At 40.3% G+C, this 23,579-nt stretch carries 22 protein-coding genes; 3 read left to right on the top strand and 19 right to left on the bottom strand.

Going from position 1 to position 23,579, the window contains the following annotated elements; genetic code table 11:
- The first annotated feature begins 106 nt into the window (after positions 1–106).
- Both CSV74_RS02050 and CSV74_RS02045 read left to right on the top strand, forming a co-directional pair.
- Positions 107–1,003, top strand: a complete 897-nt coding sequence (locus tag CSV74_RS02050; RefSeq protein WP_099690384.1) for a hydroxymethylglutaryl-CoA lyase — start codon at positions 107–109, stop codon at positions 1,001–1,003.
- A gap of 21 nt (positions 1,004–1,024) precedes the next feature.
- Positions 1,025–1,948 carry an alpha/beta hydrolase gene (locus CSV74_RS02045; RefSeq protein ID WP_029053122.1) on the top strand — a complete coding sequence of 308 codons (924 nt, stop codon included), beginning with the start codon at positions 1,025–1,027 and terminating at the stop codon, positions 1,946–1,948.
- 68 nt (positions 1,949–2,016) lie between these two features.
- Here the strand turns inward: CSV74_RS02045 and CSV74_RS02040 are convergent, their stop codons facing one another.
- From CSV74_RS02040 to yneA, 6 genes are all read right to left on the bottom strand, one after another.
- Entirely contained in the window at positions 2,017–2,253 is a 237-nt protein-coding gene (locus CSV74_RS02040) for a YneF family protein (RefSeq protein ID WP_083035511.1), read from the bottom strand.
- 110 nt (positions 2,254–2,363) lie between these two features.
- The gene (gene sirA, locus CSV74_RS02035) at positions 2,364–2,804 is read right to left on the bottom strand and encodes a sporulation inhibitor of replication protein SirA (protein ID WP_029053124.1); all 441 of its coding nucleotides are present in this window, start codon (positions 2,802–2,804) and stop codon (positions 2,364–2,366) included.
- A 144-nt stretch (positions 2,805–2,948) separates the two neighbouring features.
- Complete coding sequence (gene tkt, locus CSV74_RS02030; RefSeq protein WP_099690383.1) at positions 2,949–4,955, bottom strand: transketolase; 2,007 nt, start codon at positions 4,953–4,955, stop codon at positions 2,949–2,951.
- Positions 4,956–5,063: 108 nt separating this feature from the next.
- Positions 5,064–5,300 (bottom strand): DUF896 domain-containing protein, encoded by a 237-nt coding sequence (locus tag CSV74_RS02025; protein WP_099669335.1) that lies wholly within the window; start codon positions 5,298–5,300, stop codon positions 5,064–5,066.
- A gap of 67 nt (positions 5,301–5,367) precedes the next feature.
- Positions 5,368–6,021 carry a YneB family resolvase-like protein gene (locus tag CSV74_RS02020; RefSeq protein WP_099690382.1) on the bottom strand — a complete coding sequence of 218 codons (654 nt, stop codon included), beginning with the start codon at positions 6,019–6,021 and terminating at the stop codon, positions 5,368–5,370.
- Complete coding sequence (yneA, locus tag CSV74_RS02015) at positions 6,018–6,344, bottom strand: cell division suppressor protein YneA (RefSeq protein WP_099690381.1); 327 nt, start codon at positions 6,342–6,344, stop codon at positions 6,018–6,020. The genes CSV74_RS02020 and yneA overlap by 4 nt, the downstream gene beginning before the upstream one ends.
- Before the next feature lie 195 nt (positions 6,345–6,539).
- Here yneA and lexA point away from each other — a divergent pair, with 195 nt between their 5' ends.
- Positions 6,540–7,160, top strand: coding sequence for a transcriptional repressor LexA (lexA, locus tag CSV74_RS02010; protein WP_029053128.1), 621 nt, complete (start codon positions 6,540–6,542; stop codon positions 7,158–7,160).
- A 54-nt stretch (positions 7,161–7,214) separates the two neighbouring features.
- On the opposite strand, the gene CSV74_RS02005 is transcribed toward lexA, so the two are convergent.
- The 13 genes from CSV74_RS02005 to rny form a co-directional block, all read right to left on the bottom strand.
- Positions 7,215–8,474 (bottom strand): methionine gamma-lyase family protein, encoded by a 1,260-nt coding sequence (locus tag CSV74_RS02005; RefSeq protein ID WP_099690380.1) that lies wholly within the window; start codon positions 8,472–8,474, stop codon positions 7,215–7,217.
- Between the two features lie 94 nt (positions 8,475–8,568).
- A complete protein-coding gene (hfq, locus tag CSV74_RS02000; RefSeq protein ID WP_029053130.1) occupies positions 8,569–8,793 on the bottom strand; it encodes an RNA chaperone Hfq in 225 nt (74 codons plus the stop codon).
- 40 nt (positions 8,794–8,833) lie between these two features.
- On the bottom strand, positions 8,834–9,766 hold the full coding sequence (gene miaA / locus CSV74_RS01995; RefSeq protein WP_099690379.1) for a tRNA (adenosine(37)-N6)-dimethylallyltransferase MiaA: 933 nt from the start codon (positions 9,764–9,766) through the stop codon (positions 8,834–8,836).
- On the bottom strand, positions 9,750–10,676 hold the full coding sequence (locus tag CSV74_RS01990) for an alpha/beta hydrolase (protein WP_099690378.1): 927 nt from the start codon (positions 10,674–10,676) through the stop codon (positions 9,750–9,752). Before CSV74_RS01990 ends, miaA begins: the two co-directional genes overlap by 17 nt.
- A complete protein-coding gene (locus tag CSV74_RS01985; protein WP_099690377.1) occupies positions 10,673–12,313 on the bottom strand; it encodes a glycerol-3-phosphate dehydrogenase/oxidase in 1,641 nt (546 codons plus the stop codon). The genes CSV74_RS01990 and CSV74_RS01985 overlap by 4 nt, the downstream gene beginning before the upstream one ends.
- A gap of 27 nt (positions 12,314–12,340) precedes the next feature.
- Positions 12,341–14,167 (bottom strand): DNA mismatch repair endonuclease MutL, encoded by a 1,827-nt coding sequence (gene mutL, locus CSV74_RS01980; RefSeq protein ID WP_099690376.1) that lies wholly within the window; start codon positions 14,165–14,167, stop codon positions 12,341–12,343.
- Between the two features lie 5 nt (positions 14,168–14,172).
- On the bottom strand, positions 14,173–16,740 hold the full coding sequence (mutS, locus tag CSV74_RS01975) for a DNA mismatch repair protein MutS (RefSeq protein ID WP_099690375.1): 2,568 nt from the start codon (positions 16,738–16,740) through the stop codon (positions 14,173–14,175).
- An 802-nt stretch (positions 16,741–17,542) separates the two neighbouring features.
- The gene (gene cotE, locus CSV74_RS01970; protein ID WP_029053136.1) at positions 17,543–18,100 is read right to left on the bottom strand and encodes an outer spore coat protein CotE; all 558 of its coding nucleotides are present in this window, start codon (positions 18,098–18,100) and stop codon (positions 17,543–17,545) included.
- Between the two features lie 120 nt (positions 18,101–18,220).
- A complete protein-coding gene (locus CSV74_RS01965; RefSeq protein WP_029053137.1) occupies positions 18,221–18,655 on the bottom strand; it encodes a YlbF/YmcA family competence regulator in 435 nt (144 codons plus the stop codon).
- Positions 18,655–20,202 carry a tRNA (N6-isopentenyl adenosine(37)-C2)-methylthiotransferase MiaB gene (miaB, locus tag CSV74_RS01960; protein ID WP_099690374.1) on the bottom strand — a complete coding sequence of 516 codons (1,548 nt, stop codon included), beginning with the start codon at positions 20,200–20,202 and terminating at the stop codon, positions 18,655–18,657. Before miaB ends, CSV74_RS01965 begins: the two co-directional genes overlap by 1 nt.
- A 147-nt stretch (positions 20,203–20,349) precedes the next feature.
- Positions 20,350–20,619 (bottom strand): stage V sporulation protein S, encoded by a 270-nt coding sequence (locus CSV74_RS01955; protein ID WP_029053139.1) that lies wholly within the window; start codon positions 20,617–20,619, stop codon positions 20,350–20,352.
- Positions 20,620–20,711: 92 nt separating this feature from the next.
- The gene (locus tag CSV74_RS01950) at positions 20,712–21,509 is read right to left on the bottom strand and encodes a TIGR00282 family metallophosphoesterase (protein WP_099669344.1); all 798 of its coding nucleotides are present in this window, start codon (positions 21,507–21,509) and stop codon (positions 20,712–20,714) included.
- A 67-nt stretch (positions 21,510–21,576) separates the two neighbouring features.
- Positions 21,577–23,136 carry a ribonuclease Y gene (rny, locus tag CSV74_RS01945; protein ID WP_029053141.1) on the bottom strand — a complete coding sequence of 520 codons (1,560 nt, stop codon included), beginning with the start codon at positions 23,134–23,136 and terminating at the stop codon, positions 21,577–21,579.
- Positions 23,137–23,579: the final 443 nt, after the last annotated feature.

The following is a 23,579-nucleotide window of genomic DNA, read 5'->3' as shown; positions in this document are numbered from 1 at the left end:
TTTAATAAATAATTTGCATTTCATTGTTATTATCCAGTTAATTGTCAAGGGTTTTACATTGCCCTTACTCGCTTACATTACGTACAATAGATGGAGGGGGATGTTTATGTATAGTTTACCAAAAAACGTGACGTTAATCGAGGTTGGACCGCGCGATGGTTTACAAAATGAAAAAAACAGTATTCCTACTGATCAAAAATTAGCTTTTATACATTCTTTACAGCAAGCCGGCATACAAGAAATGGAAGTGACTTCTTTCGTATCGGCTAAGTGGGTTCCGCAAATGTCTGATTCTAAAGAAATTATGGACCGGGTATGTAAAACAGGCAGGCAACTTGTCCTCACACCGAACGCACATGGTGTTGAGAATGCCTTAAAAGCTGGCGCAGATAGTGTGGCGGTCTTTGTGGGTGTAAGTGACACATTCAATCGACATAATATTAATCGCTCCACTGCGGGAAGCGTGGAGACGCTACGACCTATTGTCAATCAGCTCAAAATAGATCATCACTTTGTTAGAGCCTGTATCTCCACAGCATTTCACTGTCCGTATGAAGGAGTTATTCCACCTGAACAAACTCTGGCCCTTTGCGAAAAATTTGTCGATATGGGTGTAGATGAATTAAGTGTGACCGACACTGACGGTATGGCAAACCCTTTGGGAAGTTTTACTTTATTTAAAACACTAAAGACAAAGTTCCCAAATATTTTGATTACAGCACATTTCCATGATACGCGTAAATTAGGATTGGCTAATATTTATGCCTCTTTACAAGCAGGGGTTGATCGATTCGATACTTCTGCAGGTGGTCTTGGTGGCTGTCCTTTTGCGCCTGGTGCTACAGGCAATGTTGCAACGGAAGATGTGTTATATCTATTGCAGTCTGTCGGGATAGAAACAGGGGTTGATATGGATAAAATATGTGCTTCAGTAGATGAAGTTGCACCTTATTTGTCACGTCCTATCGATACCGCAATGTATAACTTATATAAAAGACAATAGAAAATAGAAGGGAGGATTTTGGTGAAACGTAGAGTAATGTATATTGTCGGTATTGCATCAAGTATTATTACAGCGTTTTTAACAATTTTCGGGATTCTTGTCACGAATCGACTGATGTATTTAAAAATAAAGGACTCTGAATTTATTTTGCAGCGCGAGATGATTGCTAAACGTTTTGATCATCAGTGGTTTGAAACTGTAAGAAAAGATGATATTTGGATTCCATCACCTAACGGCTATAACTTACGTGCAATTTTCTTGCGACCTTTAGATACAACGCGAACGGTTGTTATTTGCCATGGTGTAACGGAAAACAAAGTAAATTCCATCAAATATGCACGTTTGTTTGAACGCTTAGGATTTAATTCCGTTATTTTTGACCATCGGCGGCATGGTGATTCGGGTGGAAAAACAACGAGTTTTGGATTTTATGAAAAAATGGATTTGAAAGAAATCGTGACAGCTGTTCGTAAACGTGTAGGTAAGCGCGCTTTGATTGGCATTCACGGAGAATCTATGGGTGCTGCCACTACGCTGTTATACGCAGGTACGTATGAGGATGAAGCAGATTTCTATATATCAGATTGTCCATTTTCGGATTTCTCAGAGCAACTATTGCATATCATTCGTACAGAGATGCCATTTAAGACTTCCATGAGCTTGCGAATCGCCAATTTATTTTTAAAGATACGTGATGGCTATACTTCTGCAGCTGTGTCTCCCCGCGAAGTGATGAAGTTTATCGATAAACCCGTATTATTCATACACAGTATGGAAGATACTTTCATTTTGCCTCATATGACGGAAGAGTTATACGAATTAAAAGAAGGCGATAAAATGATGAAGCTTTTCACAAAAGGGGCACATGCCAAATCTTACAATGATAATCCCGATGAATATCTACAAACGGTTCATAGGTTTTTAAATCGATTCCGTTTATATTAATGACAATATTAGACAGTAAAAAATAAAAAAGCTCCGTGTTAGCAAATTTGCTGATCACGGAGTTTTACTTATTTTTTTTTAGCAGGCTTATCTTGAACTTTGTTCATCTGAGCCATCATTTGATTAATTTTCTTTTGAGAAGGTTTCTGTCCCATTTGCATCATCATCATACGTAACATTTGTTCATTAATTGGCGGATTTTCCTTCAAATAATTCATCATATATTTACGTGCTATGAAAAAGCCGAGTGCTACTCCGCCGATCAAAGCGACGACGATCAATAAAATTGCTATCCATAAAGTCATTACTGCCAAACCTCCCTCATAAAAATAGTTCGATTACATACTACCAAGAAGGATTATACAACATAGCAGCAGTGAATAGCAATGACTGTACGCAAATTGTGCGGAAGTTTTTACATCATTGTATTTTCTAGAATCATGCGTTCAGAGTGTTTAAGTGGTTTGAGCCACCCACATTCTTCCTGTTCATTCATGACTGCAAAAAAACGATCTGTAGAAGATGATAGTGCTACAAATAAATCTAAGTCTAACATTCTTGAACCTTGGCAGTACACTTCTATACTGTGTGTACCCATTTTGATGAAGACCTCTCCCTTGATTAAGTGTGTCAATCGATATTCATTATGATATGAATCCAGTTCATCAAAATTTTTCCTTAAGGTATTCTGAATGATGCTATCCAGTTCCCTTTGATTCAACCGATCACATAAATATTCAATTTCTTGATAGCTTGTAGAAGGGCCTACTGTTAGCATCTCAAATAATAAACGTTCACGCCCCATTATGAAGGATTGATACGCTGACTTGATTTTAAAAATTTCATACTTCCTCATAACGAACACCTCCTACTATCTATCATAGAACTTGTCCTAAGTAAATCGTGTCAGTTTGCGGAAAACTTCATCACTATTATTGTCGTAAAGCTGCGCAAAAAAATACACGGCTCTTTAATAATAAGAGCCGTGCGTTGTGTATACTTATTTATTTAATAGATTTGTCATTTCTTTTACAACATTTTCTACAGTAAAGCCATACTTTTCAATGACTAACTCGCCTGGAGCACTTGCACCGAAAGTATCAATTGCCATGACAGTTCCTTCATCACCTGAGTATTTATGCCACCCAAGTGAAGCTCCCATCTCAATCGCTACTCTCTTCTTAATGTTCTTTGGAAGAACAGAATCTTTATACGCTTGATCCTGCTTCTCAAATAGGTCCCATGAAGGCATTGAGACGACACTGACGTCGATATCATGCTCTTTTAGAGCTTTCTGTGCTTCAACCGCTAGACTTACTTCCGAGCCACTTGCAAGCAGTAAACCGTCCGCTTGTTCTTTAGTAGCAGGTGATACGACATAAGCACCTTTTGGTACATATTCCATCGCAAGTTCTTGTGATTTAGGCAATACTTCAAGATTTTGTCTAGACAATACTAAGACAGTTGGCGTGTCTTTTGAAGTGGCAGCTATATGCCATGCTGCTGATGTTTCGTTTCCATCAGCTGGACGGATGATAGACAATCCAGGCATTGCACGTAAAGAAGCCAATTGCTCAACAGGTTCATGTGTAGGTCCGTCTTCTCCGACCGCTACGCTATCATGTGTGAAGACATATGTTACAGGTAGGCCCATTAATGCAGACAATCGAATAGCAGGACGTACATAGTCACTAAACACGAAGAAAGTCCCACCAAATACTTTCACTCCACCGTGAAGAGACATGCCGTTTAGAGCAGTCCCCATTGCGAATTCACGTACACCAAACCATATATTACGTCCAGCATAGTCATCAGCAGTGAAATCGCCCGCGTTCTTGATCGTCGTCTTGTTTGAACCCGCAAGGTCCGCACTACCGCCGAATAAAGCTGGAACTGCATTCGCTAACGCATTGATTGACTCACCAGATGCTGAACGAGTCGCTACAGAAGCACCTGCTTCATAAACCGGCATTTGTTCTTTTAAATCGCCAGGAAGTTCATTTGCAATTGCTTGTTTAAACTGTGCAGCCAATTCTTTATGTTCATTTTCATAGCTTGCGAACAAATCATTCCATTGTTGCTCTGATTGAACACCAAGTTTGTCCGTTGCCGAATTAAAACGGTCATAGACTTCTTCAGGAACGTGGAAGTCCTCTTCGAATGTCCACTTATAATACTCTTTCGTAAGTGCCATTTCATCTTCACCTAATGGTGCACCGTGTGCATCTGCTTTACCAGACTTGTTTGGTGAACCATAGCCGATCACAGTTTTCACTTCAATGATTGTCGGTCCGCCTGTATTGCCTTTTGCTTTTTCAATTGCATCAGAAACGGATCTTGTATCATTTCCATCTTCAACACGGGCATAGTTCCAGCCATATGATTCAAAGCGCTTTCTAATGTTTTCAGAGAATGACATATCCAAATCGCCATCTAAAGAGATGTCGTTACTGTCATATAGCACGATTAGTTTATTTAATTGAAGGTGGCCAGCCATGGAAATTGCCTCTGCTGCTACACCTTCCATCAAATCTCCATCTCCGCACAGTGCATATGTGTAGTGATCGACAATATCGAAACCGGGTTTGTTATATGTTGCTGCAAGATGTTTTTCAGCCATTGCCATACCTACAGACATACCAATTCCTTGTCCAAGCGGCCCTGTCGTTGCTTCAACTCCTACTGTATGTCCATACTCTGGATGTCCAGGGGTCTTGGAATCCCATTGTCTGAAATTCTTTATGTCCTCAATAGTCAAGCCGTAACCGCTTAGATGCAACAAGCTGTAGAGTAACATCGAGCCGTGTCCTGCTGAAAGTACAAAACGGTCACGATTGAACCATTGAGGGTTTGATGGATTATGGTGTAAATGTTGCGTCCATAGTGTGTAAGCCATCGGTGCTGCACCCATCGGTAATCCCGGGTGACCAGAATTCGCTTTTTCAATTGCATCGATTGATAATGTTCGGATTGTCGTTATTGCCAGTTGATCGATTTTTTCGGTCATGCTGTACATCCTTTCCATCCTGTCTCATATGAGTGTTTTATAGTACATATTCCTTCTCTAGTGTAGTCAATTCTAGAGTTAATTACAATGTTAATCCTTTACCTATCATCAATTTAACGGTTTTTGATTCGCTCTTGCTTGTTTAACTTTATCTGGTGTTACATCATTTCCTTCTGGATCTACTACTTTGACCGATTCGATCGTTTCACGCATGCTTGTACGGAATGATTCCAAGTATTCCTTTCTCAACCGCGTCTGTTCTTTTGCCTCTTCAATCGATAATCCTGTTGTTTTCTTTTTATTTGCCAATTCATTAATACGTTTTATTTTCTTTTCTGATAGCATCTTTAAAACCCTCCAAAAGTTAGTCGTTTAATAAAATGTAAACAACCTGAAGGAAAAGTGCAACCTATTAGTGTTCTTGCGCTATAAACTCTTTATATCTTCTATGAACTGTAGCTTTACTGACCGCATGGCCTAATCCATTTAATACTGTTGCAATTTCTTCATATGTGAGACCTTTGTTACGAAGTGAGACAATTTCTTCTATTGGAAGTTCAAGTCTTTCACGCCCCGGTCCCTGGTCAATATTTCGCAGATTCTTTGATGGATCATAACCTCTGTCAACAGCACGCTTCATTCCTCTACGTATTTTTGCATTATGTAGTTTTCGTTGATATTCTTCTACGATTGCGAGAATTTCTAGTAACATGGAATCCATTTCATTCAGTTCAATCGTACCGTTTGAATGATTGGTAATCACAGTCGTTTCACTTTTAGCAATTACATGCAAAATCGCAACCCTAGCATTCCCACGTCCTAATCGTGTTTCATCTTGAATAAATACTGCATCCACTGTATCGTTTTGGATTTGATCCAACATGGATAGAAGACCTTCACGATCCATATCATATCCACTCTGCCGATCCGTATAGATTCCAACACAATCATAGGTTAGCTCAGCAGCTAATTTTTCAAGCTCCTCTTGCTGTCTCACAATAGATTGTTCTTGTGTTTCTTTTTCCGTACTCACACGGCAGTATATTACACATTTCTTTTCTGTCATTTAGATCCTACTCCTATTTCAGCTACCCGGATATCTGTTTGTTTATTAATTTTAACAGGCACACGGAGTAATTCACCTGAAACGATTTGGTCAGTAGGTAATTCATTTAGTGAACGCACCTGTTCAATCCATTGGTTTGTGGGTATATCTTCTGAGTAGTTAGAAGCCAGCTGCCAAAGTGTATCCCCTTCATTAATAACAATTTCTATGTAGTGATCTTCCTCGGCTATTTTATCAAATTGAACCCAGGCAAAAGATACACAAATTGCCAATAATACTGCGAAATAATAATTATTTTTGATAAATTCTTTAATAAAATCCATTATAACTCCTCCTCGAATTTGCGCATTTAGAATGCATGTTCGGAATACTTGTTCTTAATTATAAGAGAACATATGATTCCATGTCAAGCAAAATTAGAACCTTTGTTTGATTAGTAATCGAACACATGTTATACTATATTCAAAATAATGGTTGAGTATACCATTGCTCGCAAACTAGTAGAAGAGGTGAATCTGTTGAAGAAAATATCAAAGAGACAAGAAGAAATACTTGCTTTCATAAAAGATGAAGTGCGTTTAAAAGGTTATCCCCCTTCCGTTCGTGAAATTGGAGAAGCTGTAGGTCTTGCATCAAGTTCCACGGTTCACGGTCACTTATCACGACTCGAAAGTAAAGGTTTCATACGCAGGGACCCGACAAAACCCCGAGCTATTGAAATTTTAGATCCAGAAGGACTAGATGAACTAAAAAATGGCGTTATGCATGTGCCGTTGATTGGTAAAGTTACAGCAGGCAATCCAATTACGACGATTGAAAATATTGAAGAGTACTTCCCATTGCCGGATACATTTGGTTCCTCAGAGGATGAAATCTTTATGTTGGAGATTGTAGGAGACAGCATGATTGAAGCCGGCATCCTAAACGGAGACCGTGTAATTGTCAGACAAACGCACTCTGCAAGCAATGGTGAAATTGTGGTAGCTATGACAGAAGAAGATGAAGCAACCGTTAAACGTTTCTTTAAAGAAAAAGATTATTTTCGACTCCAACCAGAAAACTCTTCCATGGAGCCGATCATTGTAGATCAAGTTTCCATTCTTGGAAAAGTGATCGGTGTATTTCGGATGATTCATTAATGATAAAAAAAGTGTATCGAGAAACCTCAAGAGGTTTTCGATACACTTTTTTCTTTATACCAACTTCTTTTCAAGCAATTGTTCCATCGAATCTAGTATTGCAGATTTTACATGTTCATAAGTCAATCCACCTTGAATATATGCTGTGTATGGCGGTCTGATCGGACCGTCAGCTGTCAACTCAATACTGGAACCTTGAATGAACGTACCCGCGGCCATGATGACGTCATCAGCATAACCTGGCATGTAAGATGGCTCTGGGGCATATTGAGCATTAATCGGTGAGTTTTGCTGGATCATCTGACAAAACGCAATCATTTGTTCAGCGTTCAAAAAGTTTACCGATTGAATTAAATCCGTTCGAAGCTCACTGTAATGCGGTGTTGTATCCATACCGAAGCTTGCGAAAAATGCCGATGTGAATAACGCGCCTTTAACCGCCTGACTGACTACGTGTGGCGCTAAGAAGAATCCTTGGTACATCTCAAGTAACGTATCGAGTGAAGCCCCTGCTTCAGCTCCAAGGCCTGGAGAAGTCATACGATAAGCACACTTCTCAACCAAGTCTTTTCTGCCTGCAATGTAACCACCTGTTCTAGCAAGTCCACCGCCTGGATTTTTTATGAGCGAGCCTGCCATTAGATCTGCTCCAACTTCTACAGGCTCTTTCATTTCCACAAATTCTCCATAGCAATTATCTACAAAGACCACGACATCTTCTTTCATTTTGCGGATTTCTTTAATAATCGCTTCAATTTCATGGATTCTGAATGATGGATTACTTGAATAGCCTTTCGAACGTTGGATCGCTACGATTTTCGTCTTCTCTGAAATCGTCTCTTTTGCTTTCTCATAATCAACAGAACCATCCTCGTTCAAATCAATATGCTGATAAGAAATCTGAAAGTCCTCAAGTGAACCCGTATCTTTGCCGTTGCCGGAAATGATAGATTCCAACGTGTCGTATGGTTTACCTGTAATATAAAGAAGTTCGTCACCTGGGCGCAATATCCCGAACAAGCTGATTGTAATGGCATGCGTGCCCGAGATAATTTGATTTCTTACAAGACAGTCTTCCGATCCGAATACATCCGAATACACTTGTTCCAATACATCACGGCCACTGTCGTCATAGCCATAACCTGTTGAGCCTGATAAATGAAAGTCGCTTACTTGATTTTTCTTGAATGCCTGTAAGACTTTTCTTTGGTTAAAAAACGCAATTTCTTCTACTTTCTTCACATGCGGAGCGATTAGTTCTTCCGCTTCTTGTGATTTTGTTAGTAATTCTTCATTAATGGGTGTAATTTGCATATGTAGTACCTCATTTCATTTGATCATATTCTATTTTACCAGATGAAGTCTATATACCAAATGAAAGACAACAAAAAAACAGGCAAGCGCCTGTTTATTGTTCGTCTTTTAAAATAACTGGTTTTGCAGGAGCATACGTAGAAATAGCATGCTTATAAATAAGCTGTTGTTTACCATCTGTTTCTAATAGAACCGTATAATTATCATATGACTTGATGAGACCTTTCAATTGAAAACCATTTAGTAAAAAAATTGTAACGAATGTGTTGTTCTTACGTAAGGAATTTAAAAATGTATCTTGCATATTTCCTTGTGCCATTCAATTGCCTCCTTGTCCCTGTTATTTAGTTATTCCATACTCACTTCTGAAATTCCTTTATTATCTTACAAGTTGTTTGAAAAACTTCTTCCCCCGACTGATTCGCATCTACCCACTGGACAGGCAATTTATTGCGGAAGTAGGTCAGCTGTCTTTTTGCATAATTGCGTGTGTTTTTCATTACCGCTTCTATTGCCTGCTCTTTTGTCAATAGTCCATCAAAATAGGAGATCAGTTCTTTATAGCCTATTGCTTGTACTGATTGATTTTGACGAATTCCTTTATTCCAGAGTTGCTGTACCTCATTAAATAATCCCGCTTGAACCATTTGTTCTACACGCAGATTGATTCGCTCATATAGTAATTCTCTAGGAAGATCTAATCCAATAATTAAGGAATGATACATAGGCTGATTCCCTTGTTGTTGTTCATGGTCTTGCTTTGTTTGACCCGTCACTTCGAGGATCTCAAGCGCACGCACTAGACGTCTATAATTATTTGGATGAATTTTCTCTGCACTTTTCGGATCCAATTTTGCTAGTCTTGCGTGCAATACATCTGCGCCTTCTGATTCAAGCTCTCGCTCTAAACGCGCTCGCACTTTCGGATCAGCTGCTTGTTCTGTAAATCGATAATCGAATAATACCGACTGAACATACATTCCACTGCCACCGACAATAATAGGTAATTTTCCGCGAGATTGAATATCGGCAATCCATTGCCTGACTGCTAGTTGATATTCCGCTACAGAAAATGATTCTGTTGGTTCTTTTACATCAAAGAAATGATGTGGAATCCCTTGCATCTCAGAGCAATGAATCTTTGCCGTACCGATATCCAATTCTTTATATACTTGCATCGCATCACCATTAATGATTTCCCCATTTAATAGTTTTGCAAGTGCCACGCTAAGCGCTGTTTTCCCTGAAGCAGTCGGCCCTACTACTGCTAGTACCTCAACGGGTAGGTTCATGTCGCTTCATCCATTCCACGATAGTTGTATACACTTGTTTATAGTTAGTTTCCTGAAGCATCTCATGTCTTCCACCTTCATAGAGCTGAACAGTGACTCGCTGTTGATTAGCTTTATCGAATTGTTTGGCTACTTTCCACACACCTTTAGCACGGTCTCCTACTAAGTCATCTGTACCTGAAAGTAATAAAATTGGTAATTCATTCGGAATATTCAACAAGAATTCAGGCACTTCCAATGAATTCATTCCTTCAATTAAGACACGAAACAGTTGAGCAGTCGGCACAAATCCACATGCCTCATCCTCTTTGTAATCAACTACACTTTCTACATCGCGTGATAGCCAAGCAAATTCACCTTCCCCAGGAAATTGTTTTGAATATTCGCCAAACACCAAACCGTTTAAAATTTTATCCGGTTGCTCTTTAGGGAATTTATTTTCTCTATACGCGGCGAATGTAATCGCAGCATGTGCAGTGAGCTTAGAATTGGTTCCAGTACCCGATAGAATGACTTTGCTTAGCGTAGAACTGTATAGCTGGATATAGCGCCTTGCAACGAAGGAACCCATACTATGTCCGAATAGTACTGCCGGCAGCTCTTTGTATTGTAGTTGATATGCTTGATTCACTTCAAACGCATCATCCACCAATTGGTCAAATGTGGCAGACCTACCTATATAGCCGTATACATGACCGTTTTCTGTAGCCGTCTTACCGTGCCCCCTTTGGTCATGCAACGTAACGACATACCCTTGTGACTGTAAGTACTCTGCGAATCGTTTATAACGACCGCTATGTTCAGCCAATCCGTGAATGATATGCACACGAGCAACTGGCTTAGTTTCAGGTGTATAACTTGTACTATACACTTTAGTACCGTCACGCATTTCTATCCACTGGTCTGTCATGAACTTGCACTTCCTTTCGCTTCCGCAATCGCATTTTTCAAGTCATTTTCATGAATAGATTTCTCACTGTCCGTGTAACGCAACAACTTTGCCATATAGTCGGTTACTTTTGTTGCCAATGACTCCACCACATCGATTTGGAAATATAAATCCCCTTTTCTACGAATAAAGAAATCACTTGGTGATGTGACCATTTCATGATGTATTCCGTATAAGATTTCTGCACGTAAACTAATTGGCAAATTGTTCTCCTCTGCTGAAATCGCGTGGGCGAATTGGAAAATCTCATCACTATTTCTTCCATAAAACGCAGCAAGACGCGCTCCTTGCTGTGGAGTTAAGCCGAACTGAGGTGCTCGTTCCGCCTGTAGATCAATAAATTGCTTCAACGCTGCATCGTCTATAAAGTCACTTCCTGAAACGGCGATATTCTTCGTTTCACATTGCTTGATAGATGGCTTTTCTAGCTGTTCATTAATTCGATCCACTACGATTTCCGCCATCTGCCGGTAGCCTGTTAACTTCCCTCCTGCAATCGTCAGCAATCCAGGAACTGTTTCCCACACTTCATCTCTTCTTGAAATTTCAGATGCATCCTTACCTTCTTGCGCAATCAATGGACGAATTCCTGCCCACGTAGATTCCACATGTTTTCGTTGAAGATGAATGCTTGGGAATATTTCGCGTACCGCATCAATGATGTAGTGTATATCATCTTCTGTCGCTGTAGGATGCTGTTTATTATCCGAATAAAATGTATCAGTCGTACCAATATACGTTTTATTATCTCGTGGAATGGCGAATAACATTCTCCCATCCGAGTTATCAAAATAAATTGCTTGCTGCAACGGGAAGATAGATTGATCTACTACGATATGGACACCTTTCGTAATATGCAATTGTTTTTTGGGTTTGCTGCTGATTCTCTTCTGCAACTCGTCAACCCACGGACCTGACGCGTTGATCACCATAGAAGCCCCTACGGAAAATCGGTCGCCGGTTAGTTGATCACTTAAGACTGCCCCAACGATACGATCTTTCTCAAAGTTGAATTGTTCGCACTTCATATAATTTAGGCAAAGCGCACCTTTTTCTGCTGCTTTCTTCAGTACTTCAATCGTCAAACGTGCATCATCGGTCTGATACTCCACATAATGCCCGCCACCTTGTAACCGTTCCTTTTTCAGTAATGGTTCAAGTTCAACCGTTTCTTCTTTCGTCAACATCTCACGTCGTTCTGCAGGCTTTACACCTGCTAGTAAATCATAGATGAGAAGTCCAGCCGAAGTAGAGTACTTGCCATACGTTCCTTTTTGATAGATCGGCAATAGCATAGGTCTTGATTTCGTGATATTTCGAGAATTACGGAAAACGATTTCTCGTTCCTTTCCCGTTTCTGCCACTATTTTCACTTCCAATTGTTTTAAATAGCGCAAGCCACCATGTATCAGTTTTGTTGAACGGCTAGATGTTCCCGCCGCAAAATCTTGCATATCAATAAGGGCAACCGAAAATCCTCTCGCAGCCGCATCCAATGCGATACCCGCACCTGTAATCCCTCCACCGACAACTAAAACATCGAATGAAAAGTTTCTCAAGTCCTGAATTCTGCTTGATCTTTCTAATGTAGAAAACATATAATCGCTCCTTTCTGATGTGCTCTGTTACATCACTCGTTTAAACATTTTCTCTAATTCATACGTTGTAAAATGGATCAATACCGGACGACCATGCGGACATGTATAAGGATTATGACAAGCCCCTAGATCAGTTAGTAATCGTTCCATATCTTCTTGCCTTAAGTAATAGTTTGCTTTAATAGATTTTTTACAACTCATCATAATGGCGCTTTCTTCACGCAATTTCTCGACATCGACTTTGCGTTTCTCAAGTACTTGCTCAATCATCTCTTCTATAATCGAGGTAGCTTGTCCTTCAGGAAACCATGAAGGATACTCTTTCACGGTATACGTCGCTGGCCCGAACGCTTCTAAAAATACACCAACTTCTTCCAATGCGTCTTTACACTCTTCAATCTTTACTTGCTCATCAGCTGAGTAATGAAAAACCAAGGGTAAAAGCAATTGCTGACGTTCACCTGCATCCACCTGACCAAGTTTCACTTTAAAATATTCATATTTAATTCGTTCTTGCGCTGCGTGCTGATCAATCAAATAAAAGCCATCTTCATTTTGGGCCACTATATATGTCCCGTGAACTTGTCCAATCGGTGCAATTGAAGGGAAATGATTTATTTCCTGCTTTTCCTGCTCATAGATACAAGGCTCTTGCGGCACGGGTTCTTCCTGCGTTTCAAAAATAGCTTCTGGGAAGACCGGTGTTGCTTGCTCTATAATAGGCTCTTCCACGTGTGCAATGGATGGCTGTATTTCTTGTCCTTCTAACGGGACCGTCACTTCCGGCCGGCGATAAGAAGGTGTCCAAATCGTCTGTTGTTCTGAGTCTCTTTTAACAGGCTTCTCTTTCTTTACAGCGTCGGGGATAATAGTGACTCCTTGAATAGCCTCTCTGATTGCTCCCTTTATTAAAGAGAGTAACTCCCCTTCTTTACTGATACGGATATGTCGCTTCGCAGGATGGACGTTGACATCTGTCAAAATGGGATCTGCTGTAATATCAATGACCGCAATGGGAAACCTACCAATAGGTAAGTACGTATGCAACGCATCGATAGCTGCTTGCGTTCCCGCATAGCTTTTAATCCAACGACCATTCATTAGAAGTGAAATATAATTTTTAGATGCGCGTGTCATCTCAGGAAGTGTAATAAAACCCTTCACCTTGAAATCAGCATCTTCTTTTTGAAACGGTATCATTTTCCGCGCAACTCCGACACCGTATATATCTGATAATACCCGTAATATGTCTCCCGAACCCGATGTTCTAAGAACTTCATGATGATCGTGAGTTAGTGTAAAGGAAATGTCAGGATGACTCAGCGCTAATCGATTCAATAAATCTATCGTATGTCCGAGTTCCGTCTGAATGGTTTTCATATATTTTAAACGTGCTGGCGTATTGAAGAATAGATGTTGTATGAGAAAGTCTGTACCTTTTCGTAAAGCCCCCGCTTGATGTTTCAGTACTTTACCGCCCTCAATCTCTACAACTGCACCTTCTACGCCATCTGAAGTCCATAATGATACTTTTGATACTGCCGCGATACTTGCTAATGCCTCTCCGCGAAACCCGAGCGTACGTATTCGAAACAAGTCATACTCATTAGTTATTTTACTAGTAGCATGCCTTTCGAAACAGCGGATTGCATCCTCTTCGGACATACCCTTGCCGTTATCGGTCACCCGAATCGAAGACAAACCTGCCTCTACTAGAGTTACTTCGATTTTAGTACTTTGCGCATCAATCGCATTTTCCACTAGTTCCTTGACGATGGAAGCAGGACGTTCCACCACTTCTCCCGCCGCAATTTTATTGGCTAGTGTGTCTTCCATGATGTGAATTTGATTCATCCGCTTCACCCCTTCTTATCTACCGTCAGGCGTTCTTTCCATTCCATCATTTTTTGCATCGTTTGCATCGGTGTCATATTCATCAAATCTATCGCTTCAATTTCGTCGAGCAATTTTTGTGTATCTACTGAAACAATCGGTTCGCTATCCGTATCAAACAAAGCGAGCTGCTCCGAAACAGAAGAAACGCCTTTCGTTGTACTATCCTCTTCAAATCGCTGTAATAAGGTTTTCGCACGTCCCACTACGTCTGCAGGAAGACCTGCTAGTTCAGCTACATGAATCCCGTAGCTTCGATCGGCTGCACCGGGTAATACTTTGTGTAGGAATACGACTTTACCATTTTGCTCCTTGGCAGCGACATGGACATTAAGTAAGCGATCTAATACATCCTCCAATTGTGTTAATTCATGATAATGGGTAGAAAATAGTGTGTTGGCTCCGATTTCCTCATGAATATACTCCATCATCGCTTGTGCGAGTGCCATCCCGTCATATGTTGAAGTTCCGCGCCCGATTTCGTCAAACAACAATAGGCTGTGGGACGACGCATGAGCCAATGCATATTGAGACTCCATCATTTCCATCATGAATGTACTCTGTCCAGAGGCTACGTCATCTGCGGCTCCTATTCGTGTAAAGATTTGATCTGTAATAGGCAGTGTAGCCTCTTCACAAGGGACGAAACAACCGATTTGAGCCATCACTACAGTCAAAGCTACTTGACGCATATACGTACTTTTACCGGACATGTTCGGACCTGTAATCAGCAACATATTTTCTTCTTCAGCAAGCGTACAAGAATTTGGGATATATAGTGAATGATTCATCATTTTTTCAACGACTGGATGTCGGCCGTTTTGAATGTCGACAGCCTTCCCTGTATGGAATTCTGGTCGGACATATTGATTCTTTTCGGATACCTTAGCAAATGAAAGTAAGACGTCCAGTTCACTGATCACTGAAGCTAATTGTTGAATCCGTTGTACATCGTCCTTCACTTGATCGCGAATCGACTGGAATAAGTCCAGTTCCAATGTCTGGCTGTCCGCTTCCGCGTTTAGGATTAGTTCTTCTTTTTCTTTCAGTTCCGTCGTTATATATCGCTCCGCATTTGCGAGTGTCTGTTTACGTTCGTAGCGAGACAAGTCGGCTAAATGAATATTGGATTTAGTAATTTCAATATAATAGCCAAAGATCCGATTATAGCCGATTTTCAATGTTTTTATCCCTGTCAGTTGCCGCTCTTTCTGCTCAAGCTGTGCTAGCCATGTCTTTCCGTTACGGGATGCACTTCGAAGCTCATCTAGTTTTTCATGATAGCCATCCAAAATCAATCCACCGTCTTTACTAGATATCGGTGGGTTTTCTGCAATAGCATCCGTTAACAGTTGGAATGTTTCCCCGCAAGGATCCATTCGATCAGCAAAACGCTGTAACATAGGACGTTTCGATTCTTCAAGCAACTGTTTTAATTTCGGTATATGTGACAAGGAATTTCGTAGCTGCGCAAGATCACGTGCACTAGCACTGCCCATAGAAATTCTTCCTGCAAGGCGTTCCACATCATAAACGTCATGTAACTCCTCTAATAATTCTTCACGCAAGAAATACTCATCAACTAAGTTATTTACAGTTTCCAGACGTTCTTCAATCGCTTGGCGCTGTGCCAGAGGTTGATGAATCCACATCCGTAACTTCCTCGCGCCCATCGCCGTAACGGTTTCATCAAGTACCCAGAATAATGTTCCTTCCTTTTTGCCGGTACGAATAGTTTGTACGAGCTCTAAATTCCGCATCGAGTTCGCATCAATTGATAACTTTGCATCTTTCTCTAAATAGATGAAAGGTCGAATATGACCAAACACCATTTTTTGCATACGGAGTAGATACGATTGCAATTTACGGCAAGCTTCTTGCAACTCATCTGGGAGATGGTCATATGTATCATGACCAATTGATCCTGAATGCTCCGTATCTTCAATTGAAAGCATAATCTCGCGACTTTCAAACAGTTCTGCCAAAATAACATGAAGTTGTTGATCAACGACAATTTCCTTCATGCTAAGAGCTTCGATTTCTGCAAGTAGCGTTCGCTCACTTCCTTCAATCAGCTCTACTTTTCCTTCTCCAGTACCTACATCAAGATACGCTAATGCATAACATTGATTTCCTAAGCTATCGATGGCACCGATGAAATGATTGGCTTCGACATCAATTGTTTTACCTTCCGTTAATGTGCCAGGTGTAATAACTTTAACGACTTCACGTTTAACAATTCCCTTAACGTTTCGCGGGTCTTCCATTTGTTCACAGATCGCTACTTTATGACCTTTATGGATTAATGTTTCAATATATCCGGTCGCGGAATGATAAGGTATGCCGCACATTGGTATACGTTCCCGTGCACCTGAATCCCTGCTCGTTAACGTGATTTCTAATAAAGCAGATGCGTTAACGGCATCCTCAAAAAACATTTCATAGAAGTCCCCCAAACGGAAGAATAGAAATGCGTCTGTATATTGCTCTTTAATTTTCAAATATTGTTGCATCATTGGTGTATGTTCAGACATGGTAAACCCTCTTTTTCTCGCTCATTTTCTATTCATTATACCAAACACCTTAAGGGTTAACGAATCAAAAGGGGTTGATATAGTTCTAAAAGGAAGATAGACATAGATAATTAAATAAATAATTCTGTAGAAGACAAATCAAAACCATCCCCGCATTTGATTTGCTAGAATGGTTTATAACTTTGTTTCCATTATGCTAGCCCATGTTTAGAAGTCACTGTAAATGGAACAGTGAGTATTACTCTGTAATAAGGAGCTACAGGTGTCAAAAATATTTTCACTAAGCGATACTTGCCGGGTACGAGTATTATTACAAGAGTTTCTATAGAAAAAGATTGTTGTATATTTTTACCCAGTACGGAGAAATAACCCACATTGGTAAAATGTGGATTCTCATAAATCACGGTATCAGAATGCGTCAGAGTGTACCACTCGTCATTTTTGAATGCTTCTATTTATTAGTATTCACCATATCCATACATGGCTTGACTGTCATTCTTCAATATCGTGTGGAATATCGGCATACCTTCCTCGTATTATGTTAAGAGATCAAGAATTTAGACCTTGCTCATTCGATTCTACTTCCTGTTCGGGTGAGGGACTGTAAGAGTTTGTATTTCACTTCCTATCTCGTATGATGTCAGCAGTGTCAAGGCAAATAAAACGATAAGCCATTTTAACTTTACCATAGGTCTCTCCTATATATAGACTACATCTACTATTGGAAAATTAACTTGACCTGCATCATTTCTTCTACTTAATGCAAAAAATCAAACAAAAAAAGCCGGTGAATACCCGGCTTTTAAAATGGTGAATCTTTACGTTGTGGTGGCTGGTGAGGCCTCTCTTGATTCGGCACTTCTTTATTCTTTTTATCTTCCATCACAACAGAAGAAGATTCTGCTTCTAGTATCGGCCATTCTTCATCATATGGATCTGGATGAATGGTTACAGAAACTTTTGTTTCGCCAATCATCTCAACTAATAATTCTCTTTCAATGGAAATGGAGAAGTTTTGGCCACATTCAGAAATACTGGCCTCTGTGCAGTTGGGATGCTGCAGTACCGTGACAATCGTTTCTTCTTTAGCGGATGTCGGCTCATCTCGGTAATGCAATGAGATCTTATCCTTATAAGGAATCGATTCAGTAAAGACAGACGTTTTGGAATGATCATGATGCGAGTACCAAACATTCACGTCAAAACTACCTGTCACTTCTACATACGCGCCGACTTTCTTTGCTTGTTGCGTGTGATTGATCACCCAGCAACCCAATATGCTGGAAGGACGATTGGGTGGCTTCAGCAACTCAGTAGTTTCCGATCGATGCTTCCCTTTGGCAATAACAGCTTTCGTCACAATTTGTCGTAAGTTTTTCAGTTTTCTTCCTCCTTCTTTGGCTTCTATCCATCCTATGCAACAGCAGCCCAGAAATTGAAAAAAATCGGCAAGGAATTTTCTCCTTAGCCGATTTTTTATTTAAGAAAGGGATTTTTTTTGCGTATTCTCTACGTATGACCCTGTTTCACCGCGTAATAGATCGCCGCCAGTAGACTCAATAATTTCATCTGTCACACTGTTTGCAATTGTATTGGAAACTAATTGAAGTAAGTTATTCACTTCGTCTTGAGACTGTTTAAATTCTTGTACCAATGGAATCGCATCAATTTCACCTTGAACTTGCTCGATTTTCTTTTCGATTGCTTTTAATGCACGTTCTTTTTCGTAGTTTTGGAAATTCACTGCCTGTGTTTGAAGAGATTTCATACTAGCGATTTTTTCGCGTACTTTTTGATTTTCATTAATTTGTGCTTCTGCACGTTTATAAAATTCTACTTCTTCTGTGTTTGCCAACATATGTGCCAAATCGCGTGCTTTTTCTATGATTTCATCTTTCGTAAACTTCTTTTCCATTATCCCATCACCTTTTCTTGTTGGACTACTCCAATGAATTCACCATTGAGTGACCATGATTTTGCTTCTTTAATACGAACTTCTACGATCTCACCAATTACAGAACGTGGTGCTACAAAATTCACTAATTTACTTTTTTCTGTGTAGCCTGCCAGTACATCAGGATTTCTCTTACTTTCACCTTCAACTAGCACTTTAACAGTTTGTCCCTCGTATGGCTTCATTGCTTCTGCAGACATGTCGTTCACTAGTTTGAGCAGGCGTTGCAAGCGTTCTTTCTTCACTTCCATCGGTATATTGTCTTGCATTTTCGCAGCCGGTGTTCCTTCACGTGGCGAATAAATATATGTGAATGCCATATCAAACCCAACTTCACGATAGAGTGACAACGTTTCCTCGAATTGTTCTTCCGTTTCATTTGGGAATCCTACAATAATATCCGTTGTGAGCGATAGATTAGGAATTGCAGTTCTAATTTTATCAACTAGTTCCAAATAGCTTTCCCGTGTATATTTGCGAGCCATGATCTTCAGTATATCAGTTGAACCTGATTGTACCGGCAAATGAATATGGTCAACCAAGTTCCCACCTTTGGCAAGCACTTCTATCAAGTGATCATCAAAATCGCGAGGATGACTCGTAGTGAAACGTATTCTCGGTATATCAATTAATCGTAACTCATCCATCAAATCACCAAGACGGTACGTAATATCATCAAAATCTTTTCCGTACGCATTCACATTTTGCCCTAGTAAGGTGATTTCTTTATACCCTTGGGCAGCTAACTGGCGAACTTCTTGAATGATATCTGCTGGTCGTCTGCTGCGTTCTTTACCACGCGTATACGGCACGATACAGTACGTACAGAACTTATCACACCCATACATGATATTAACCCATGCTTTGATCTTACCATGCCGGACTTTTGGCAAGTCCTCAATTACGTCGCCTTCTTTGGACCATACTTCAATGACCATTTCTTTTGACATATATGCTTCATGTAAAATGTTTGGCAAGCGATGGATGTTATGTGTTCCGAAAATCATATCCACTTGATCATACGTTTTTAAAATTTTATTTACAACGGATTCCTCTTGTGACATGCATCCACATACTCCGATTAATAAATCAGGGTTCGTCAGTTTGAGTGGTTTATAATGACCTAATTCACCAAATACTTTATTCTCGGCATTTTCACGGATTGCGCATGTGTTGAGCAATATAACGTCTGCTTCTTTAACATTGTCAGTAGCATCATATCCCAATGCCATAAGAATCCCTGCAATCACTTCCGTATCATGTTCGTTCATTTGACAGCCAAATGTTCGAATAAAGAATTTCCGACCTTGTCCCATTCCTTTAAAGTGTTGTTCTATTTGAAAGTTATCGTGATATTCCACTTCTTCTTTCCCGCGTTTTTTTGCGTCTTTTAGAGAAGGCCCGCTATACACAGACTCGAAATATTTGCTATAGTCTTTTTCTATGATGTCTGGTTTCGATTGATCTTTCGTTGCGAGTCCAGCTTGCAAGCGCTGTTCTTCATTCATTGCAGAAGCCCCTTTCTATTACTTATCGGGAAATAAGCATACCTGATGTTATTATACTGAACTTTTGTCTGATATGACAGCAAAGCGGGAAAATGTCGCTGGTTTGTCATGAAAAAAAGACCACGAATAATCGTGGTCTTTTATATTCTACTTACGATCTTTTTTTTCAACGAAAAGTTTGAGCGCCGTTCTAGCTTCCCCGTTGATTTCGATATCGGTGAAGGCGGGCGCGCAAATTAGGTCGCCTCCGCTTGGTGCTACGAATCCTCTTGCGATTGCAATTGCTTTCACTGCTTGATTTAATGCTCCAGCACCGACTGCCTGGATCTCGGCATATCCTTGTTCACGAATAACTGCAACCAATGCTCCTGCTACTGAGTTCGGATTTGAGCGAGATGATACTTTTAAGGGACTCACGATATTTCCTCCTTATTTTGCAATGTCTATGGAACGTGTATATTCCATACAACATCCTATGATAGGCAAGGAGGATTTAGACACCTAGATAATTAGTTTTTGAACGGATGATCTTCATTAATTCGAATTCGCTCAATTTTGAGTGCCTTGCCGGTTTTGTCATCCAATTCTACGAACATACCGTTTAGCTGTGGTCTTCCACTTTTCGGTACCTCAAAGCGCGTTGGCAAATTAGTATAAAAACGATATAATACGTCTTCTTTTCTCATTCCTAATATTTCATCATATGGGCCTGTCATGCCTGCATCTGTTAAATATGCAGTGCCTCCTGGTAAAATTCGATCGTCAGCAGTTTGTACATGTGTATGTGTTCCTACGACAACGGATACTTTTCCGTCTAAGTGCCAGCCCATTGCAATCTTTTCACTTGTTGCTTCTGCATGGAAATCTACAAAGACTAACGGTGATGTTTGCAATGCTTCTTCCACTAATTCATCTGCTTTTGCGAATGGATCGTCATGTGGCGGCAAGAATGTGCGTCCATGTAAATTAATTACGGAAAGAGTAACACCATTTTTTGTTATTGATGTCATGCCTTTACCTGGTGCTTGTTCTGAGAAGTTAGCAGGACGAATCAAGTAATCTACCTCATCAATGAAATCATAAATTTCCCGTTGATCCCATGTATGGTTTCCCATCGTGATGACATCTACACCAGCATGCAATAAATCATGATAGATGGATTTTGTAATTCCTCTGCCTGAAGCAGCATTTTCACCATTGGCGATAATCACGTCTGCTTGATATTTGCGTTTCAAGCGCGATAAATAATCAATTACCATTTCTCTTCCCATCGATCCTACGATATCTCCAATAAATAGTACTTTCATTTGTAACAACCTCTTTCCAAAATGAAAACAGCTTCCAAACGAACCGGAAGCTGTTTTTTGTTAGGTATTATTTTGCATACTCTACTGCGCGGGTCTCCCGTATGACCGTCACTTTGATATGCCCTGGGTAGTTCAATTCTTCCTCGATTTGTTTTCGTATATCACGTGCTAAGCGATGTGCGGTAATATCATCGATCTGTTCGGGGCGAACAATGATTCGCACTTCCCGTCCTGCCTGAATGGCAAATGACTTCTCTACACCTTCGTATGATTCCGAAATTTCTTCGAGTTTTTGCAGACGTTTTATATAGTTTTCCAATGTTTCACTACGAGCACCTGGTCTCGCTGCAGATAATGCATCTGCCGCTGCTACAAGTACTGCTATAACAGAAGTAGCTTCTTCGTCACCGTGGTGGGAAGCAATACTGTTAATGACAACTGGATGTTCTTTATATTTCACTGCCAACTCTTTACCAATTTGCACGTGACTACCTTCTACCTCATGGTCGATCGCTTTACCAATATCATGAAGTAAACCGGCACGTCTAGCAAGTGTCACGTCTTCTCCAAGCTCTGCTGCCAGTAAGCCAGTTAAATAGGCTACTTCAATAGAGTGTTTCAAGACGTTCTGTCCGTAACTCGTACGGAAATGCAAACGACCAAGAATTTTAATCATATCCGGATGCAAGTTGTGAACACCTACATCGAATGTAGTTTGTTCTCCTTTTTCTCGGATTAACTCGTCCACTTCTCTTCTGGATTTGTCGACCATTTCTTCAATACGCGCAGGGTGGATTCGTCCATCCTGAACTAATTTCTCCAGAGCCAATCTTGCTGTCTCTCTTCGAACTGGATCAAAACCGGAAAGAATGACAGCTTCTGGCGTATCATCAATAATCAGATCAATCCCTGTAAGCGTCTCAAGTGTACGAATATTTCGTCCTTCACGACCAATGATGCGACCTTTCATCTCATCATTCGGTAAATTAACGACGGAAACTGTAGTTTCTGCCACATGATCTGCCGCAAACCGTTGCAATGCTAATGATAGGATCTCGCGTGCTTTACGCTCAGATTCCTCTTTAGCTCGTTGCTCGGATTCTTTTGTCATGACAGCAATGTCAGTAGAAAGCTCTTCTTCTACTTCTTCCAAGATAATGTGCTTTGCTTCATCTCTTGTTAACGAAGAGATTCTTTCCAATTCAGTCTTCTGTGTAGTAACGAGTTGTTCCGCTTTGCGTTCCATCTCTTCAATATGCTGTTGTCTTTCTAATAGCGCATCTTCTTTGCGCTCTAGACCTGCTTCTCTTTTATTGAGCGCATCATCCTTGCGATCAAGGTTTTCTTCACGTTGTAAGAGACGGTTTTCCTGTTTCTGTAATTCCGCCCTTCTCTCACGGACTTCTGTTTCTGCTTCAATCCGCAGTTCGTGAGTTTCATCTTTCGCTTCTAACAGTGCCTCTTTCTTCACTGACTCCGCTTCACGCTTCGCCTCTTCGACGAGTTGGTTGGCAGTATGCTTGGCACCAGTTACTTTTGAATCATTCACATTTTTCAATATAAAAAAGCTAACAACTGCACCGACGATGAGACTTAGCAAAACGGAGATGAGTATTTCAATACCCATTGAGGTCACCTCCTTCTGCTTATTCTTTTCTTTTCAGTCGGCTCGTATAATCAATTTTGCCACGGCGAATATATTCACTTTACTTGTTACCGGAGCTTCCCGGTAACGTCCCGACGATCTGTGAAAACGCCGAAGGCTTAACTTAATCCAACGGGTAGTAGAAAACCTGTTGTTTCGGGACTAAATTTCTATTGATGTCACTACTTTTTACTTAATTTTTCATATTGCTGAATTAAGTTAAAATCAATATACCGCCAAAAACAATTGATTGGTTTGTTAAATATAGGACGTATATAATACGCCACTTTAATTGTATAGTTGTATTTTTATTGTGTCAAGGAATGATAATGGAAAAATGATACTACTGAAGCTTTTTGTTTGGTTTGGTCGAGTATTCCCACTTTCTACTTCACATATTTATTTATTTGGAATTTTAGTTCCAT

Source organism: Sporosarcina sp. P19 (genome assembly GCF_002743165.1).
In the GTDB taxonomy this organism is placed as follows: domain Bacteria; phylum Bacillota; class Bacilli; order Bacillales_A; family Planococcaceae; genus Sporosarcina; species Sporosarcina ureae.
This window is presented reverse-complemented; position numbering and strand designations above follow the sequence as displayed.

Excerpts from the sequence above, each read along its gene's own strand:
- sirA (WP_029053124.1), bottom strand. The coding sequence starts at position 2,804 with ATGAGGAAGTATGAAATTTTTAAAATCAAGTCAGCGTATCAATCCTTC.
- hfq (WP_029053130.1), bottom strand. The coding sequence starts at position 8,793 with ATGGCACAAGGAAATATGCAAGATACATTTTTAAATTCCTTACGTAAG.
- yneA (WP_099690381.1), bottom strand. The coding sequence starts at position 6,344 with ATGGATTTTATTAAAGAATTTATCAAAAATAATTATTATTTCGCAGTA.
- CSV74_RS01950 (WP_099669344.1), bottom strand. The coding sequence starts at position 21,509 with ATGAAAGTACTATTTATTGGAGATATCGTAGGATCGATGGGAAGAGAA.
- mutS (WP_099690375.1), bottom strand. The coding sequence starts at position 16,740 with ATGTCTGAACATACACCAATGATGCAACAATATTTGAAAATTAAAGAG.
- miaA (WP_099690379.1), bottom strand. The coding sequence starts at position 9,766 with ATGAACCTACCCGTTGAGGTACTAGCAGTAGTAGGGCCGACTGCTTCA.
- CSV74_RS02040 (WP_083035511.1), bottom strand. The coding sequence starts at position 2,253 with ATGACTTTATGGATAGCAATTTTATTGATCGTCGTCGCTTTGATCGGC.
- CSV74_RS01990 (WP_099690378.1), bottom strand. The coding sequence starts at position 10,676 with ATGACAGACCAGTGGATAGAAATGCGTGACGGTACTAAAGTGTATAGT.
- tkt (WP_099690383.1), bottom strand. The coding sequence starts at position 4,955 with ATGACCGAAAAAATCGATCAACTGGCAATAACGACAATCCGAACATTA.
- CSV74_RS02005 (WP_099690380.1), bottom strand. The coding sequence starts at position 8,474 with ATGCAAATTACACCCATTAATGAAGAATTACTAACAAAATCACAAGAA.
- CSV74_RS02020 (WP_099690382.1), bottom strand. The coding sequence starts at position 6,021 with ATGACAGAAAAGAAATGTGTAATATACTGCCGTGTGAGTACGGAAAAA.
- rny (WP_029053141.1), bottom strand. The coding sequence starts at position 23,136 with ATGGGTATTGAAATACTCATCTCCGTTTTGCTAAGTCTCATCGTCGGT.
- CSV74_RS02050 (WP_099690384.1), top strand. The coding sequence starts at position 107 with ATGTATAGTTTACCAAAAAACGTGACGTTAATCGAGGTTGGACCGCGC.
- CSV74_RS01965 (WP_029053137.1), bottom strand. The coding sequence starts at position 18,655 with ATGGAAAAGAAGTTTACGAAAGATGAAATCATAGAAAAAGCACGCGAT.
- miaB (WP_099690374.1), bottom strand. The coding sequence starts at position 20,202 with ATGAATGAAGAACAGCGCTTGCAAGCTGGACTCGCAACGAAAGATCAA.
- CSV74_RS01985 (WP_099690377.1), bottom strand. The coding sequence starts at position 12,313 with ATGTTTTCTACATTAGAAAGATCAAGCAGAATTCAGGACTTGAGAAAC.
- CSV74_RS02025 (WP_099669335.1), bottom strand. The coding sequence starts at position 5,300 with ATGCTATCAGAAAAGAAAATAAAACGTATTAATGAATTGGCAAATAAA.
- mutL (WP_099690376.1), bottom strand. The coding sequence starts at position 14,167 with ATGAATCAAATTCACATCATGGAAGACACACTAGCCAATAAAATTGCG.